Source organism: Bradyrhizobium sp. AUGA SZCCT0169, from assembly GCF_018130085.1.
Taxonomy (GTDB): Bacteria; Pseudomonadota; Alphaproteobacteria; order Rhizobiales; family Xanthobacteraceae; genus Bradyrhizobium.
This window is the reverse complement of sequence record NZ_JAFCMC010000012.1, coordinates 1-16,374: the sequence shown is the minus strand read 5'-3', so window position 1 is coordinate 16,374 and position 16,374 is coordinate 1. Positions and strand designations below refer to the sequence as shown.

Here is a 16,374-nt window from a genome sequence, read left to right as displayed (position 1 = left end):
TTGCGATGATCGGGCTGGGCACGGCGACGGCGCAGCTCGACACGTCAGTCAATATCGCCTTCCCTGCCATCACCCGCGGCTTCGAACTTTCGATCGGCGACATCCAGTGGGTGGTGATCTGCTACGTTCTGACCTACGCCAGCCTGCTGTTGGCGCTCGGGCGCATCGGCGACACCATCGGTCACGCGGTCGTCTACCGGGCCGGCCTGATCTGCAGTGCGGTGGCGTTGCTACTGGTCAGCTGTGCGCCCAGCTACGGCGCGATGCTGGTGTTTCGCTGCCTGCAGGGGATCGGCGCGGCACTGGTGATGAGCTGCGGCGTAGCGCTGGTGACGTCGCTCTACGGCGAGGAGCGACGCAGCCGGGCGCTCGGCATCTACACGATGATGATGGCATTGGGCTGGATGCTCGGCCCCTTGCTCGGCGGCGCCTTGACGGCCACCTGGGATTGGCCGGCGGTGTTCTGGTTCCGAATTCCCATCGCGATAGCGGCACTGCTGCTGCTCCGCGGCCTGCCCGCGGCCCCGCCACGCCTGACAAGCGAACGCTTTGACATTCCAAGCGGCATCGCATTGGCGCTGGGCCTGGTGACCATGCTGATGGCGATCAATCGCGTCAGAGAGTTCTCCGCCGTCTGGCTCGGATTGCTGTCCGTCGTGGCGTTTGCAGGCTTTGCCTTCCGCCAATCCCGCACGGCGCGACCGATCATCGCGATGGACGTTCTCAAACGGCCGGGATTCACGCTGCTCAACTTTGTCAGCGTGCTGGCCAATCTCGCAGCCTTTTCGGTCTGGCTGCTGGTGCCTTATTATCTGGCGCGAATGCCCGGCTACACGCTGACAGAGGGCGGCGCCATCCTGGCCGCTGGAGCGGCCGGCGCTGCACTGGCAGCGCCGATCGGCGGCCGCCTCACCGGACGGCTCTTCTCATCGGAGCGGCTGGCCATCGCAGGTGCCGCCATCATTGGCGCCGGGCTTCTGCTGCTGGGCGCGTGGACCGAGCAGACCCCGACAGCGCTGCGGGTGACAGGGCTGATCGTGCAGGGTATCGGCCTCGGCCTGTTCCAGCTCGCCTATTCGGACATCGTGACTGCAACACTTCCGCTGACGGAGCGCGGCGTCGCGGGCAGCCTTGCGCTGCTCACGAGAACGCTGGGCACGGTGACCGCGGCGTCGGTTTTCTTTCTGGTGTTCGAAATCGTGCAGGCGGCGCATGGCTTCTTTGAAGCCTTCCAGCAGACATTTCAGCTGGCAGCGGTACTGGCGTTCGTCGCGGCGGGGTTGTTGATGCTTGCACCGCGCAAGATCGGCAAGGCGTAGCCACGCTCAATCCGGCGACACCAGCAGCCAGGCCAAATAGCCGTAATAGCCGGTCGCACCCAGCGCGATGGCGAGCGCAAGGCCGGCGATGATGTCGGTCGTGGCAGATTTCGATGCCTTCATCCACCAATAAGGCAAATGCCCCGGTGTTGGTTCCCCGGCACTACCGATGCATCGAGGAAGCTCGAACCAGCCCGCCGTCGCTTGCGCTCATCGCGGGCATGCCGCGCCGAAGCGCAAGCGAAGGCGGGTGACGGAGATCACCGTCCAGTCGCGGGAACTGACGGTGGCTCATCCGGGTTCCGGCCCGACCTGTCAACTCGGGCAAGTGGACCTTTCTCAAATGGGCCGCAAACCGGCTACGCCCCATTTGGTCGCGAAGGTGGCCAACGTGTTGAGACCAGACATTGGGTCGCGCACGTCATCGACAGCGCGAAACTCGAACAAGGCTTGGTCTCGCGTAAATGTACAACGCGTGTAACCGTGACGTTCAGCATCGACGAACCGGATATGCGGATTGTCCGGAAGCGACGCCATATAGCCACTGTGATCGCCCAGGCGGGAGCTGATGGCGCCGCAGACGATGTGGGCTGCGACAGTATCGGAGCGAATATCCTGTCGCCGGGATGGAACATTCGAGGCGACGAAGCCGTGAATATCGCCTCCGAGAACGATGGTGTCGCGGCGCGGACGTGCGGCGATCAGATCGATGACGCGCTGATGGGCTGCCGCGTAGCCATCCCAGCCGTCGGTGGAGAAGCCGGTGCCGGATTTCAGCTTTCGCTCGAATGGCGAGAACATGAGTTGCTGTCCGAGAAGCAGCCACCGTCCGCGAGCCGGCTCGGCAAGGCAGCTCGCAAGCCAGCTCTCCTGATTCAGTCCGAGCATCGTTCGCTCGGGGTTGAATGCGTCTGCGCATTCCGAAGCAGAAACCAGGCGGCTGCGATCAAGCGCCGGTGCTGGTGGTGGGCAAGGGAGCGGCGAGCGATACTGGCGTTCGTCCAGTATGATGAGGTCGATCAAGTCGCCGAACGCCAAGCGCCGATAGAGGATTGCGTCCGGTCCCAACGGCGCTGTGCGTTCCTCAGTGGCATGTGCTCCCAATAGGCTTGATAGGCCGCAGCCCGCTGCCGCAGGAACGCCGCCGTCGACGGCCGACCGGGAGCGTGGCTTCCCGCATAGTCGTTCTCGACGTCGTGATCATCCCAGATGGCAATCCAGGGAAAGGCAGCGTGCGCCATTTGGATCGCCGGATCGGTCTTGTACAATGAATGCATCCGCCGATAGTCGGCCAGCGTCTTTGGAACGTCGAAGGGAACGTCGCGGACCTTCTGCTTGACGGCGGCAGGGCTAGATGACGGAGCCTCGTAGATGTAGTCTCCGAGGTGCAACACGAAGTCGAGGTCTTCATCGGCCATCCGTTGATAGGCGGCCCAGTTCCCGTACATCCAATGCTGGCATGCGGCCGCAGCGAACCGCAGACGCGACACTTGCTGTCCCGGCGCAGGCGCGGTGCGAGTTCTACCGATTGGACTCTCGGTCTTCTCGGCCCGAAAGCGGTACCAATAGGAGCGCCCGGGCTCGAGGCCGCCGACCTCGATATGCACCGAATGCGCGACTTCCGGCATCGCCAGGGTGACGCCGGCCCGCACGACATCCTGCAAACGTTCGTCGCGCGCCACTTCCCAGGTAACCTCGACGGGAGGATCACCCATGCCTCCATCGGTTGCCAGAACGTCACGAACCAGCCGTGTCCACAGCACAACGCCATCGGGCCATGGGTCTCCGGAGGCGATCCCCAGTTTGAAGATGCTGCGGCCTGAGGACGCCCTGACCGGATGAGATGCAAGTGAAGTCGACAAGGCAATGCCGATGGCTCCGGCAAGCGTGTCGCGGCGCGTATACGACGTCATGGTCGGCTCCGATTGATCGTCAGCCCTGCCAGGGCATCGAATACGTCCGCACGTTGGTGAAGCCTTTCATGGCTTCCACAACTCCCTCCTTGTAGCCCTGCCCAGAGTCTTTGATGCCGCCAAACGGCGACATCTCGGTGCGATAGCCCGGCACCTCCCAAACGTTCACCGTGCCGACCTCGAGCTCATTGATGAAGCGCGTAATGTAATCGAAGCGGTTGGTGCAAACGCCGGAGGACAGCCCGTAGGCGGTCGAATTGGAAATGCGGATCACCTCTGCGATGTCGTTCGGACAACGGATGATCGGAATCACCGGACCGAACGTCTCCTCGTGCACCAGTTCGCAATCGTACGGCACGCGGTCGACGACAGTCGGGGAATAGAGCGCACCCTGGCGATCATTGCCGTGAAGCAGCTCGGCACCTTTCGTCACCGCGTCGTTGACACGGCTTTCGAACAGCACTGCGGATCGCTCATTGATGACCGTGCCGACGTCGGTTTCCGGATCGGCCGGGTTGCCGCATTTCAGCTTCCTGGCCTTTTCGAGCACGCATTTCGAGAATTCATCGGCAACCTTCTCGACGACGAGAATGCGCTTCACCGCCGTGCATCGCTGGCCCGAATTCTTCGTCGCACCCTGCACGGCGAGTTCGGCCGCCTTGTCGAGGTCAGCGTCTTCCATGACGATCAGCGGATCATTGCCGCCGAGTTCGAGCACTATACGCTTGTAGCCTGCTGTGCGGGCGATGTGCTTGCCGACGCGTACGGAGCCGGTGAAGGTAACCAGGTCTGCGTCCGGATCAGTGATCATCGCATCACCCATCGTGGATGGATTGCCCGTGACCACAGAGAGCATTTCGGGCGGCAGTCCCGCCTCATAGAGCACGTCCGCGAGTGCAAGCGCGGTCAGCGGAGTCAGCTCGGTCGGCTTGAGAACGATCCGGTTGTTGGTTGCGATCGCAGGCGCTAGCTTGTGGCTCACCATGTTGAGCGGATGATTGAATGGTGTGATCGCCGAGATGACGCCCAGCAACGGCGTTCGCAGCGTATGGATGCGGCGCGCCTTGCCGTTCGGCGAGATGTCGCAGGCATAGGACTCGCCATCGTCCTTGACGGCGAGTTGCGCGGCGAACGACCAGACGTCGTAGGCGCGCGTCGACTCATAAATCGCGTCCTTCCAGCACAGGCCGGACTCCGCGGAGATGATACGCGCGAAGGATGCGCGCCGCCCCCGCAGCAGTTCAGCGGTTTTCTGCAGAATCTGTTGACGCTCGAAACGCGATAGTTTCGGTTTGAATGCTTTCGCCCTGGCAAACGCTTCGCGCACGTGTTCGGGGCGCGCTGCCGGCACGGTACCGACAAGCGACCCGTCGTAGGGATTACGGACCTCAACGACGTCATCGGTCGTGATGTGTTTGCCGGCAATGCGCATAGCCTCCCGCTTTGCCGCATAACTAAAAGGCACGTTCATGGGACCGGTCCTCAGGACACGAGATTCAAGGCGACGTCGAAAACGTCGAAGTTGCGCAGCGTCCGCCCGGCGGGAATCTTGATCTTTCGATTGGCGATCATCGGCACGGTCTGCTCCGTGAGACCGCCATGCGAACGCAGCGGTTCCGTGAGTCCCGACAGATCGTGTTTGGCGGCGGAGGTGCCGAGCACCTTGTGTTTCGACGAAAGCACGACGACGTCGCCAATGCGGTCGGCCGGAAGCTCGAACCGCTTGCAAGCCTCCTCCGCCGGGATCGCAACTTCGACGCCCTCGATCGTCTTGATGTGATCGAGCACGGCTTGCCGCTTGTCAGCATCGACGTAGACAGTCGCGAATGAGCCGAGCGCGCCATGATGCGCGACATATGGGTCCGTGATCGGGAGAATCACCCGGGTCATCCCGGAACCGAATTTCTCATCAAGGATCTCCTGCAGGTAGATAACGTCCGGCTGGCCGTTTGGCAGATGCTTGTCGTTCATGCCGTGATCGGCGGTCATCACCAGCACACAGCCCAGCGCATCGAGCTCTCCGACGTAGCGGTCGAACATCTTGTAGAAGCTGTCGGCGATCGCCGAACCTGGCGCCGCCTTGTGCTGCACGTAGTCCGTGGTCGAAAGATACATCACGTCCGGCCGGAAGGTTTTGAGCAGTTTGACGCCGGCCGCGAAGACGAATTCCGACAGATCGGCCGAGTAAACTTCCGGCAGTTTCATGCCAACGAATTCGAGCACGTTGTCGATGCCGTTTTCGGCCATGTCGGCCTTGTCGGCCTTCTCCGATGAGAACGCGATAGCGGTACCCTTTTGAAAGTCGAGACCCTTGCCCAGCAGCGTGCGCAACTTGTCCTTCGCGGTCACCATAGCGACCTTGCTCCCGGCCTTCTGGAAGTCGGCGAGGATCGTGGGTGCGCGCAGGAAGCGGGCGTCGTTCATCATCACTTCCTGCTTGGTCTCGCGATCGTAGAAGAAGTTGCCTGCGATGCCGTGTACGGCCGGCGGCCGGCCGGTGATGATCGACAGGTTGTTCGGGTTGGTGAAACTCGGGATCACCGACAGCGCCAGCGTGTTCGTGCCGGTCTTAAGTATCCGGTCGAGATTGGGACAAAGCCCCTTCTCGATAGCGCGCTCGATATAGCCTGGCTCGGAGCCGTCGATGCAAATGACGACGGTCGGGGTATTGGGGAGGCGATAGCTGCGGCCATTCGTCGTCACGGAAGCGGGAGTGCGTGTGAGCATGGCTCATCCTTTCCAGTGTTGCGCCACGCGGTGGAGCGCTGAGAGGTTACCGTTTTCTCGGCAATGCCGGGAACGTTCATAAAGTGGCCGGGCAATGTTCGGACGGCCGAGTCGCGTCATCGGATCATCGAGCGGACGCGGGAGGAAAGGAGGTCGGTGACCAACACCATCGCAAGAATGACCAGGATGCAGGTCGCCGTGTCCTGGTACTGGAACAGCTTCATCGAGGACACGAGTTCGAAGCCGATGCCGCCCGCGCCGACCATGCCGAGTACGGTGGATTGCCGCACATTGGTCTCGAGACGGTAAAAGATGGTGCCGAGCCAGGCCGGCAGCACTTGCGGCAGCACGCCGAAGAAAAAGGTCTTGAACGGGCCGGCGCCAGCCGAGCGGAATGCCTCGAGCGGTCCTTCGTCGATGTCTTCCATGGCTTCGGCAAAGAACTTGCCGAGCATGCCGGCGCCGTGGATGGCGAGGGCGAGCACGCCGGCGAACGGGCCGAGGCCGATGGCGGCGACGAAGATCAGCGCCAGGATGATCTCGTTGATGCCGCGCATGCAGTTCAGCACCTGGCGGGTGAAGTGATAAATCGCTGGATGCGGCGAGAGGTTGCGGGCCGCGAAGAAGCTGATCGGCAGCGAGATCGCGACGCCGAGCAACGTGCCCCAGATCGCAACCTGCAAGCTTTCGAGCGCCGGTCGCCAGAGCTTCTCAATGAAGCCCGGGTTTGGCGGCATCATGCGGACCATAAAGTCCCACATATAAGGGATGCCGTTCCACAGATTTGTCGCGTTGATCTGCGATCCGACCGCCGCCCAGTAGAGGAATCCAAGGATCACCAGACCGACGGCGCCGGTGCCCCACCAGCCGAAGCGGCCCTGAGGCGGACGAAGGACGAGTTGATAGCTGGACATGGTCATTCTCCTGCTCAGGCGGATGCCGCGAGGGCGACGGGATCGAGCGAATTCGACACCAGGCGTGGGCCTGCGTTCGGCCGCAACACGCGGGCGACCCCCGGATCTTCGAGCCCTGGATAGATCTGGTGCACGACGTCGACGGTGAGGTGGTCCGGCGTATCGTCGAAAACCACCTTGCCGCCGGAGAGACCGACGATGCGCTCGCCAAATTCGACCGCGTAGTCGACCTGGTGCAGATTGCAGATGACGGCGATGCCTTCCTCCTTGCAGATCGCCTTGAGGTAGCCGAGCACGACACGCGAGGTTTTCGGGTCGAGGCTCGCCACCGGCTCGTCGCACAGAATGACAGCCGGGCGTTGTGCCAGTGCACGGGCAATGCCGATGCGCTGCTGCTCTCCGCCGGAGAGCTGATCGGCACGCGACATCGCCTTGTGGGTCAGCTCGACGCGCTGAAGACATTCCATCGCGATCTCGACGTCCTTCGTCGGGAAGATTTGAAGTGCAGAGAGGATCGACGACATCCCGGCCATCCGGCCGACCAGAATGTTCTTGAGCACGGTGAGTCGCTTCACCAGGTTGTGGTTCTGGAAGATCATCGCGACCGGGCGCAACCGTCCGCCGGCCGCACGTTTGGAGTCGAAGATCGCGCCGTCGATGACGATCTTGCCGGCGTCCGGCGGCGTGAGGCCGTTGATGCAACGGAGCATCGTTGATTTTCCGGCGCCGCTCGGACCCAAGACCACGAGGAATTCGCCGGACTTTACTTCGAGATCGATGCCCTGGAGCACCGGCCTCCCGCCGTATGATTTCTTCAAACCTTCGATCTTGATCATCTGAGCAGTCCTATGCCGGAGGGTTGGTTACGGCGTGTTAGCGCAGTGGGCTCATTTCATCTTCTTCAGATCGAGATTGAGCGCTTTTGCGGTATCCCGAATTACATCGTAGGCCGCGTCGTTGGTTTCGACGAAGCGGTTGAGCTTGCCCTGGTCGGCCCAGGTGATGTCCCTGATGTCCAGGAACGCGGTTTTGATCTTCGCCTTGAGCTCCGGCGTCAGATTCTTGCGCCACACCGTCGGTGATTCCGGGATCGGGCCGGAACTCCAGACGACGTGGATGTCCTCGCGCTTGACGAGATTCTTCTGCACGGCGGCATCCAAGATGCGGTCGGCGATGGTGGCCGCGTCAACGCGCTTGTTGGCAACCGCCAGCGCGTTGGCATCATGCGAACCGGTGAAGAGAACGCGGCCGAAGAATTTATCCGGGTCGATACCGAGCTTGAGCAGGCCGGCCTTGGGGAAAAGGTGACCCGATGTCGAAGACGGATCGACGAACGCGAAGGTTTTGCCCTTCAGATCGTTGATATCCTTGATACCGCTATCCTTCCGCGTGATGATCTGGCTGTGATAGAAGGTTCGGCCGGACTTCGAGGTCTCGGCAGTCGCGAAAGCTTCGATGTTCGCAACGCTTGTGCCGAGCACGTAGGAGAACGGCCCAAGGTAGGCCACTTCGACGTGGTTCGAGCGCATCGCCTCGATGACACCGTTGTAGTCGGCGGCGACAAAGCCCTGCACTTTCATGCCGAGATTCTTTTCGAGCGCATCGAGCAATTGCTGGCTCGACGCCAGCATCGCGCGGGAATCTTCCGACGGAATGAGGCCGACGCGAATCACACCCTGTGCACGCAATACATTCGGCATGGAGACTAAAGCGCCGGCAGCCGCAACGGACCCGACGAGCATTTTTCGACGCGTGATGGTCATGTCTTTCTCCCTTTACGCCGCCGGTCTTTGTGACCTTGTCGGTGATCTAATGATTGGTGCATTCGCCTCTAGCTTTGTTTCACTACGCTGCCTTGACGGTCTGCCTTCCTATGAAATTCCTGCCGCGCTCGCCTTCCAGCGCCTTCTCGACCAGGCGTGTCCACTCGGCGGGCGAGACCCCATACGCGGCTGGATCAGTCTTGACGCCCATGCCCTCGAGGAAGGACCGCAGCTTTCGGATGCCTTCGCTGAGGTCCGGGCCAAAAATCCGGCGCAGTGCAGCATCGCAGTCGGAGCTGTTGCCTATTGCCCACCCCATTACGATCGGAAGCGAGAACGAACAGGCGATGCCGTGGATCAATCCGGTCTTCAGCGTAATGTCGTAGGAGATGTTGTGCGCCAAAGCCGTCTTGGTCTGCGAGAACGCGAAGCCGGCGAGCAGACTGCCGCGCACCTGACGGGTGCGCAGATCGATATCGCCGAGATTGTCGAGCAGGCGCGGCAGCGTTTCGATGATCTCGCGCGCAGCCTCGACCGCGAAGCTCGCCGAGACCGGGTTGGCATTGACGTTCCAGATGCTCTCGAGCGCATGTGACAGGGAATCGAGGCCGGTCGCCAGAGTCAGCCCGCGCGGCGCCCCGAGAATGAGTTGCGGGTCCAACACGGCGGCTTCCGGATAGAGCAGTGGATGTGCGAGCGAATATTTGCTGCCGTTGGCCGAATCCCACACGGTTGCCCAATGGGTGACTTCGCTGCCGGTTCCGGAAGTGGTCGGTACCGCAATGATCGGCACGATCGCCGAGGTGTCGAGCGGCGCCTTCTCAGTAAGGTGGCGGCGGACATTCTCGAAGTCGCCCTTGCTGGCGGCCAGCACCTTGGCAGCATCCATCATCGAGCCGCCACCGAGGGCAACGATGACTTCGGGCGCTTGCGTTGCAGCGCCGAAGACTCGGCAGGAATTCACCAGATCGGCGCAATCCGGGTTGGTCTCGATATTGTCGATGACGGCGACCGGCTCACCCGCGACTTTTGCAAGGCGGGCCGCTAAGTCATTGAAGATTGGCTGGTTATAGGTGACGAGGGCATAGCGTCGCTTGCCGATCAAGCCCTCAACTTCATCGAACGTGCCGGCGCCGAAGCGAACTTTTACGGGATTCCAGTAGGCCCACCGCATGACGTTCCACCCTTGATCGCGCCTGGAGCGCTGCCACTTCCGCGCTTCTCAGGAGCGCTCGTTATGCCGAACCATCGCTGGAAGCTGATACATCGACAAATTGATTTTTTTGGAGAAATAGATAGATTTATTCTATGCGTTACAGCCAACTCCGCTCCTTCCATGCAGTGGCAACCGCCGGTGGCTTCAACGCCGCATCGGATGCCGTCCACATCACCCAGCCGACGCTGACAGCGCAGGTCGGCGCGCTGGAGGAGGAGTACGGTGTCGAACTCTTCATCAAGAAAGGGCGACGGCGCGAGTTGACCGATACGGGGCGGCAACTATTGGCGATTACGTCACGCCTGTTTGCCGAAGAGGAAGAGGCGGCGGCATTCCTCGAGCAGTCGCGCGAGCTCAAGACCGGTCGGCTTTCCGTCGGCGCGGTCGGTCCATATCATGTCACCGAGATGCTTGCGGCCTTCAATCGCGCCTATCCGGGGATCGAGCTTGCCGTGAAGCTCGGCAACTCGCACGACGTGCTCGCCGATCTCCTGGACTACAGGAGCGATATCGCGGTGCTCGCACACATCGACGAGGATGATCGTCTTCTCACCATTCCATATCGGCGTCATCCGGTTGGCGTCTTTGTGCGCACAGATCATCCGCTGGCAAAGCGGAAGAACGTAAAGATCGCCGCACTCGAAGGTGAGCCGCTAATCATCCGTGAGACTGGCTCTACGACGCGACGCGCGTTCGAACAGGCACTCGCCAAGGCGAAGATCAAACCGCGCATTGTCATGGAGATCGGAAGCCGCGAGGCGATCCGCGAAGCCGTCATTCGCGGATTGGGCATAAGCTATGTCTCTGAACCCGAGTTCGTTCCGGACCGTTCTCTTCGTCTCATTCCAATCGGCGATACGGAAATCTTCACTTATGCGCATGTCGTGATTCTGCAGAAGCGCGAAAACAGCCGGATCATTCGCGCATTTCTCGAAGTCGTGCGCAAGACAAAACTCTCCAGTGCAAGGTAGGTCATTCACGGCAATCGGGTTGATCGGGACGACTGGAGAATCGGCAGATCTCGTGGAACGAGATCACATGCGCATCTTCAACCGCGTCGGTATCCCCGGCCATTGCGGCGCGACTTTGTCGGGTAGCCGGCAGTATTCGGAACGCGGCGGCGTTTCCGTCTATCGCCCTTTACAGGCAATCCTGAAGGCGGGTGGCGGAGAGAGTGGGATTCGAACCCACGGTACGGTTTCCCGCACACACGCTTTCCAAGCGTGCGCCTTAAGCCACTCGGCCATCTCTCCGGAGGCCCTCTCTTGAAGGGGCAGGACAAATTTTGCAAGGGACCGCGGACACGCGCGCTGAAATTTCCCCAATTGTCTGAATTTATTGGATAATTTGTCCCTAATGTCGGCAGGGGCAACCGCGTGGCGCTGGGCCTTGAACCGGAATCAGGTTATCGCCGACGACCATGGGGCAACCATGGGCGGAGAACGGCATGATGATCACGCGGGCGTTTTCATTCGCCACCCTGATAGCGGCGCTGGTCGCGGGCGCTGCGGGCCCCGCCATGGGGCAATCCTGCACCCGTCAGGGCGTCGATGTGAGTTGCGACGACGGAAGGCGCGGCATCCTTTCGGGAGAAGCGATCATCTGGGCCGACGGCACGCGATCGAACCTGGCCTCGCCGCACCCGAGTGTCATCATCGGCAACAAATCGTCCGTCATCGTCGGAAAAGGCGTGTTCGTCGGCAAGGGCAACGGCGTGGTGCCGATGGAGAATCCGAGCGATCCGCGCCGGGCACGCTGCCCGGTGCTGGATGGCGTTTCCTATTGCTACTGAGAGCAGGCTTTGGATTTTTGACGCGGTTTCTTGACGCGAACCGGCGGCCACTTCGCTTGAAAACGCTTTAATGATGATACCGCGCGCCATTGTTGATGGAGCGTAGCGGCCAGCGGGTCGGCGCATCAGCCAAGACGGGTCCCAAAGGGCCTCTATCGAGCTGGCTTTCCTGCAGCGCGTCGATGAAATCGGCAAACCATTGCTGGATCGTGCCGCCGCGCAGCTTCTCCATCATCGCCTCCCAGCGCATCCGCCGCTCGGTCACCGGCATCGAGAGCGCCGTTGAGATGGTGCGGGCCATGCCGTCGATATCGTGCGGGTTCACCAGCAAGGCGGTGTCGAGTTGGTTGGCGGCGCCGGCGAATTTCGACAGCACCAGCACGCCGGGGTCGGCGGGATTCTGGGCGGCGACATATTCCTTGGCGACCAGATTCATGCCGTCCTGCAGCGGCGTCACCACGCCGACCTGCGCGGTGCGGTAAAGCCCCGCGAGCACAGCCTGGCCGAAGCCCTTGTTGAGATAGCGGATCGGCGTCCAGTCGACTTCGCCGTGGACGCCGTTGACGTCGCTGACGAGCTTGGCGACATCGCTCTGCAGATTGCCATAGGCTTCGATCGCGCCGCGCGACGGGGTGGCGATCTGCAGCAGCGAAACGGTGCGCAACAGCTGAGGATGCAGCGTCCACATCCGGTCGAACGCCTTGATGCGGTTGATCAGCCCCTTGGAATAATCCAGCCGGTCGACGCCGATCGCGAGCTTCTCGCCATTCAGGCTGCGCCGCAGCCGCGACACGTCGGGATGCGTCATCGCCTTGGCGGCCTGCTGGGCGAATTTCTGCGGATCGATGCCGATCGGAAATATCGCGGCGCGGGTCCGGCCATAGCGCGAGACGACAACGCCGTCACGCACGGCGAGCCCGAGATCTGACTGCGCGTAAGCCAGGAAATTCTCGCAATCCTCCTCGGTCTGGAAGCCGATCAGATCATAGGCCAGCATCGCCTCGATCAGATCGCGATGATGCGGCACGCCTGATATCACCGAGCGCGTCGGCCACGGTGTGTGCAGGAAGAAACCGATCGGCTGTGTCACGCCGAGATCGCGCAGCTCGGCGCCGAGCGCGAGAAAATGATAGTCCTGAACCCAGAACGCGGAGTCCGGCTTTTTGAAGCGCAGCAACGCGCGCGCCATGAAGGCGTTCACTTCGCGATAGCTGACGTAATCCTCCTGGGAGGCGCGAATCAAATCGGCGCGGGAATGCAACGCCGGCCACAGCGCCGAATTCGCAAAGCCTTCGTAATAGCCCCCGTAATGCGCCGCCGGCAGATCAAGCATGGCAAGCGCGCCCGCGCCCAATGCTTCAATTTCGGCGAAAGGTTCCTTCTGGTTCCCGTCACGGACGCGACCGCTGGAACCTACCCAAATCGCCCCGGATTTCTCGACAACGGGCAATAAAGCCGCCGCGAGGCCTCCGGTCATGGGTTCATTGGGTTTTCCGCGCGCAACGCGGTTCGAGACGACGACGAGGTTCACAGGTCCCCTCCTGTTGCTGCACCCGCGAATTAACAACCATTCATCAATATGGTTCCTGGCCAACGTTTCAACGAATTGAAACCAAATTCGGGCTGGCTCGGACGGAACTCACCTGAACTCACGAAAAAAGAAAACTTTCCGCGAGATGATGGTGATGCGTCAGGGAACTGTGTTCTAAAACCGGCGCGATTTGTAAAAATCGTGCGCCGATCATGGCCGCGCCGCGTCTCTTTCGTCATCGAGCAGATGCGCAAGAAACTCCCTCACATCACTCGGCGAATCGAAATGTCCCTGCACGCCTTTCGCGCGGCGGCCGACCGAGAATGCGAGACCATCGTAATCAGGCATAATGCCAAACACGGTTTCGTCGGTGACGTCATCGCCGATGAAGAGCGGACGTCGGCCCTTGAACGGTTCACGCGTCATCAGCTCGCGCACGCCGGTCGCCTTGGTGAAACCGGAATGCTTGATCTCGCAGACGCATTTGCCCGGCAGCACTTCGATCGGCGCGTTCGGCAAATCGGCCCTGATCAGCGACACCGCGGCATAGATCGCCTTCTCGGCATGCGGCGCCAGGCGATAATGCAGCGCCAGTGAATAACCCTTGTCCTCGAGCAAGATTCCCGGGCTGAGCTTGGCGATCGCCGCAAGCCGGCGCTTCAATTCCCTGTCCAACGGCGGCGCATGGGCGTCGACCGATTCGTTGTCGGGATCGATGCGCATTTCCGCGCCATGGCCGCCGACGGCCGGGAATTGCTCCGGCGCGAAGATCAGGTCGATATCGTTGAGCGAGCGGCCGCTGACGAGTGCCAGCGCGCCGTTGGTGCGGGCCAGCAGCCGGTTAAGCGTCTTCGACAGCCCCGGCGGGACCCAGACCTCGCGCGGCGTCGGCATCAACTCGAGCAGCGTGCCGTCGATGTCGAGCAGGATAGCGGTTTCGCTCAAATGCGGCACCAGCGAGCGCGGCACCGGAACGGTTTCCGGCGCACCTTCCTCCTCGCCAACGATCTCATCTTCCAATGGCATTTCCAACAGATCCTCGTTCATCTCATCTTACTCCACAAAGGCTAGCGGTCGTGCGACAGTTTCGAGCGACTTGCGCTCGGCGGCGACGGCGTAGCGCCACGCCACGGCTGCCGCCACGATCATCAGCGCCGACCCCAACAGGTAGCCGGCGAAAACACTCGTGCGCGACCCCGTATCGATCAACACACCAAACAAAGCGGGCCCAATTACGCCGCCAATTCCGGTGCCGATCGCATAAAACAGCGCGATCGCCAGCGCGCGCACCTCCAGCGGGAACGTCTCGCTGACGGTGAGATACGCCGCACTCGCCGCGGGCGAGGCAAAGAAGAAGATCACCATCCAGGCGATCGTCTGCGTCTGCGCGGTCAGGGCTCCGATCGAGAACAGATAGCCCGACAGCGCCAGCAGTACGCCCGACACGCCATAGGTCAGCGTGATCATCTTGCGGCGGCCCACCGTGTCGAACAGCCGGCCCAGCAGCAGCGGGCCGAGAAAATTACCCGCCGCGAACGGGAGAATGTACCAGCCGACGTGATTGGCCGGGATGTTGAAAAAATCGGTCAGGATCAGCGCGAAGGTGAAGAAGATCGCGTTGTAGAAGAACGCCTGCGCCGCCATCAGCACCAGGCCAACCAGCGAACGCTGGCGATAGACCGTCAGCAGCGTGTGCACGACTTCGCGCAGCGGCGTGTGGCTGCGCATCCGCAATCTGACCTTCGGCAGGACGCCCTTCGTCTCATCCCGCACGAGCCCCGCCGACTTCTCGATTGCGTCCACGATCGCGTGTGCCTCATCGGGACGGCCATGGATCATCAGCCAGCGCGGGCTTTCCGGAATCCACATCCGCATCACGAACACGACGAGGCCAAGGACAGCGCCGGTCATATAAGCGAGCCGCCAGCCAGAATCAGGCCCGAACCACGCCGGATCGAGCAGCACGATCGCGCAGACCGCGCCGAGCGCCGCCCCGAGCCAGAAGCTGCCGTTGATGACGAGATCGGTCCAGCCGCGATAGCGCGCCGGCACCAGTTCCTGGATCGTCGAGTTGATCGCGGTGTATTCGCCGCCGATACCCGCACCGGTCAGGAATCTAAAGAGCGCATAACTTCCCACGCTCCATGAGAACGCGGTTGCCGCGGTCGCCGTGAGATAGACCGCGAGCGTGATGAAGAACAGTTTCTTGCGGCCGATCCGGTCCGTCAGCCAGCCGAAACCAAGCGCACCGAGTACGGCGCCGGCGAGATAGGCGCTATTGGCCAGTCCGACATCGAAATTCGAGAACCGAAGCGTCGGGCTTTCCTTCAACGCACCGGACAAGGCGCCGGCGAGCGTGACTTCCAGCCCATCCAGAATCCAGGTGATCCCGAGCGCCAGCACGACGCGGGTATGAAATCCGCTCCAGCGCAAATCATCGAGCCGCGCCGGAATCGAAGTTTCGATGACGCGATCATTGTCCTGCCGCACGGCTGCGGAGGCGGAATCATTCGCTGCCGAACGTTTCCCTGTCAGCTGCACACCCATGGGAATTGAACCAATGAAAAAAACACCCGGAACGCCCCAGCCCCAAGCTTCTTTGGCCCGAATTAAGGCAGACATGATGTCCGCCATGGGACCACAACGTCCGCGCGGTATCATGGTTCCCGCATTGCGGCATAGGAACCGTGCGGATTTGGGCACCGCGTTTCCTTCGCGTCATTGCGAGCCAACGGGTCGGACGGAGGATAGTGCGCCTCCACTCGATCCTGTCGTCGTCATGCGCGGGCAGCCACCACCATATTGCGCATCTGAGCTCAAGGCCGGGACCACGGCGGTGTTTGTGGGTTGCACCTTCATCCAAACGCAGTTTCGCGATCTCGCGACGCATTGCGCCCGAGCTTTGCCAGAAATCCTTGCCCTCGAAATATGAGGGCGCAGGGAAGACCGGGTGCGCGCTGCACCCGCGGTCTCGCGTGCGGTTTGCACAAAACAAAATGCACACGAGCATACAGGGCAGCGGTGAACACCCGGCCTTCCCTGCGCAATGGCTTTACGGCTTATGCCGTGATCTCCCCGGAGACGAGTTCTTGGTTGACTCCGTCACCACCGGTTCAGCTTGCGCCGACCCGACAGCTTGACGCCAGCAACGGGCGCCAGGACCACACGGTTTTGCCGTACGCTTATCCACGCCGTCGTC

The 16,374-nt window shown here is 61.5% G+C and carries 14 protein-coding genes and 1 tRNA gene; 3 read left to right on the top strand and 12 right to left on the bottom strand.

Annotated elements, in window-relative coordinates:
• Positions 1 to 5 precede the first annotated feature (5 nt).
• The gene (locus JQ609_RS15890; protein ID WP_212274105.1) at positions 6 to 1,319 is read left to right on the top strand and encodes an MFS transporter; all 1,314 of its coding nucleotides are present in this window, start codon (positions 6 to 8) and stop codon (positions 1,317 to 1,319) included.
• Between the two features lie 339 nt (positions 1,320 to 1,658).
• Here the strand turns inward: JQ609_RS15890 and JQ609_RS35560 are convergent, their stop codons facing one another.
• The 8 genes from JQ609_RS35560 to psrA all read right to left on the bottom strand — a co-directional run bounded on the left by JQ609_RS35560 (position 1,659) and on the right by psrA (position 9,810).
• The gene (locus JQ609_RS35560; RefSeq protein ID WP_283813856.1) at positions 1,659 to 2,342 is read right to left on the bottom strand and encodes an alkaline phosphatase; all 684 of its coding nucleotides are present in this window, start codon (positions 2,340 to 2,342) and stop codon (positions 1,659 to 1,661) included.
• Positions 2,339 to 3,232, bottom strand: coding sequence for an alkaline phosphatase (locus JQ609_RS35555; protein WP_212274103.1), 894 nt, complete (start codon positions 3,230 to 3,232; stop codon positions 2,339 to 2,341). Before JQ609_RS35555 ends, JQ609_RS35560 begins: the two co-directional genes overlap by 4 nt.
• 19 nt (positions 3,233 to 3,251) lie before the next feature.
• Positions 3,252 to 4,703 carry a phosphonoacetaldehyde dehydrogenase gene (phnY, locus tag JQ609_RS15875; RefSeq protein ID WP_212213403.1) on the bottom strand — a complete coding sequence of 484 codons (1,452 nt, stop codon included), beginning with the start codon at positions 4,701 to 4,703 and terminating at the stop codon, positions 3,252 to 3,254.
• Positions 4,704 to 4,714: 11 nt separating this feature from the next.
• On the bottom strand, positions 4,715 to 5,959 hold the full coding sequence (gene phnA, locus JQ609_RS15870) for a phosphonoacetate hydrolase (protein ID WP_212274102.1): 1,245 nt from the start codon (positions 5,957 to 5,959) through the stop codon (positions 4,715 to 4,717).
• A 116-nt stretch (positions 5,960 to 6,075) separates the two neighbouring features.
• Positions 6,076 to 6,873 (bottom strand): phosphonate ABC transporter, permease protein PhnE, encoded by a 798-nt coding sequence (gene phnE, locus JQ609_RS15865; RefSeq protein ID WP_212274101.1) that lies wholly within the window; start codon positions 6,871 to 6,873, stop codon positions 6,076 to 6,078.
• 14 nt (positions 6,874 to 6,887) lie between these two features.
• Positions 6,888 to 7,709 (bottom strand): phosphonate ABC transporter ATP-binding protein, encoded by an 822-nt coding sequence (gene phnC / locus JQ609_RS15860; protein ID WP_212213412.1) that lies wholly within the window; start codon positions 7,707 to 7,709, stop codon positions 6,888 to 6,890.
• Between the two features lie 51 nt (positions 7,710 to 7,760).
• Positions 7,761 to 8,636, bottom strand: a complete 876-nt coding sequence (gene phnD, locus JQ609_RS15855) for a phosphonate ABC transporter substrate-binding protein (protein WP_212213415.1) — start codon at positions 8,634 to 8,636, stop codon at positions 7,761 to 7,763.
• An 82-nt stretch (positions 8,637 to 8,718) separates the two neighbouring features.
• The gene (psrA, locus tag JQ609_RS15850) at positions 8,719 to 9,810 is read right to left on the bottom strand and encodes an iron-containing alcohol dehydrogenase PsrA (RefSeq protein ID WP_212274100.1); all 1,092 of its coding nucleotides are present in this window, start codon (positions 9,808 to 9,810) and stop codon (positions 8,719 to 8,721) included.
• Positions 9,811 to 9,944: 134 nt separating this feature from the next.
• Here psrA and JQ609_RS15845 point away from each other — a divergent pair, with 134 nt between their 5' ends.
• Positions 9,945 to 10,823, top strand: coding sequence for a LysR substrate-binding domain-containing protein (locus tag JQ609_RS15845; protein ID WP_212213421.1), 879 nt, complete (start codon positions 9,945 to 9,947; stop codon positions 10,821 to 10,823).
• A gap of 192 nt (positions 10,824 to 11,015) precedes the next feature.
• On the opposite strand, the gene JQ609_RS15840 is transcribed toward JQ609_RS15845, so the two are convergent.
• Positions 11,016 to 11,105: transfer RNA gene (locus JQ609_RS15840), tRNA-Ser, on the bottom strand.
• 194 nt (positions 11,106 to 11,299) lie between these two features.
• Here JQ609_RS15840 and JQ609_RS15835 point away from each other — a divergent pair.
• Positions 11,300 to 11,644, top strand: coding sequence for a hypothetical protein (locus JQ609_RS15835; protein ID WP_409411179.1), 345 nt, complete (start codon positions 11,300 to 11,302; stop codon positions 11,642 to 11,644).
• Positions 11,645 to 11,711: 67 nt separating this feature from the next.
• Here JQ609_RS15835 and JQ609_RS15830 read toward each other — a convergent pair whose 3' ends face one another.
• The 3 genes from JQ609_RS15830 to JQ609_RS15820 form a co-directional block, all read right to left on the bottom strand.
• Positions 11,712 to 13,175, bottom strand: a complete 1,464-nt coding sequence (locus JQ609_RS15830; RefSeq protein ID WP_212274099.1) for a trehalose-6-phosphate synthase — start codon at positions 13,173 to 13,175, stop codon at positions 11,712 to 11,714.
• Positions 13,176 to 13,385: 210 nt separating this feature from the next.
• Complete coding sequence (gene otsB, locus JQ609_RS15825; protein ID WP_212213439.1) at positions 13,386 to 14,222, bottom strand: trehalose-phosphatase; 837 nt, start codon at positions 14,220 to 14,222, stop codon at positions 13,386 to 13,388.
• Between the two features lie 6 nt (positions 14,223 to 14,228).
• Entirely contained in the window at positions 14,229 to 15,722 is a 1,494-nt protein-coding gene (locus JQ609_RS15820; protein WP_212274098.1) for an MFS transporter, read from the bottom strand.
• Positions 15,723 to 16,374 lie beyond the last annotated feature (652 nt).

Excerpts from the sequence above, each read along its gene's own strand:
- JQ609_RS15890 (WP_212274105.1), top strand. The coding sequence starts at position 6 with ATGATCGGGCTGGGCACGGCGACGGCGCAGCTCGACACGTCAGTCAAT.
- JQ609_RS15845 (WP_212213421.1), top strand. The coding sequence starts at position 9,945 with ATGCGTTACAGCCAACTCCGCTCCTTCCATGCAGTGGCAACCGCCGGT.
- phnD (WP_212213415.1), bottom strand. The coding sequence starts at position 8,636 with ATGACCATCACGCGTCGAAAAATGCTCGTCGGGTCCGTTGCGGCTGCC.
- JQ609_RS15820 (WP_212274098.1), bottom strand. The coding sequence starts at position 15,722 with ATGGGTGTGCAGCTGACAGGGAAACGTTCGGCAGCGAATGATTCCGCC.
- phnE (WP_212274101.1), bottom strand. The coding sequence starts at position 6,873 with ATGTCCAGCTATCAACTCGTCCTTCGTCCGCCTCAGGGCCGCTTCGGC.
- phnY (WP_212213403.1), bottom strand. The coding sequence starts at position 4,703 with ATGAACGTGCCTTTTAGTTATGCGGCAAAGCGGGAGGCTATGCGCATT.
- otsB (WP_212213439.1), bottom strand. The coding sequence starts at position 14,222 with ATGAACGAGGATCTGTTGGAAATGCCATTGGAAGATGAGATCGTTGGC.
- phnC (WP_212213412.1), bottom strand. The coding sequence starts at position 7,709 with ATGATCAAGATCGAAGGTTTGAAGAAATCATACGGCGGGAGGCCGGTG.
- JQ609_RS15835 (WP_409411179.1), top strand. The coding sequence starts at position 11,300 with ATGATGATCACGCGGGCGTTTTCATTCGCCACCCTGATAGCGGCGCTG.
- JQ609_RS35555 (WP_212274103.1), bottom strand. The coding sequence starts at position 3,232 with ATGACGTCGTATACGCGCCGCGACACGCTTGCCGGAGCCATCGGCATT.
- psrA (WP_212274100.1), bottom strand. The coding sequence starts at position 9,810 with ATGCGGTGGGCCTACTGGAATCCCGTAAAAGTTCGCTTCGGCGCCGGC.
- phnA (WP_212274102.1), bottom strand. The coding sequence starts at position 5,959 with ATGCTCACACGCACTCCCGCTTCCGTGACGACGAATGGCCGCAGCTAT.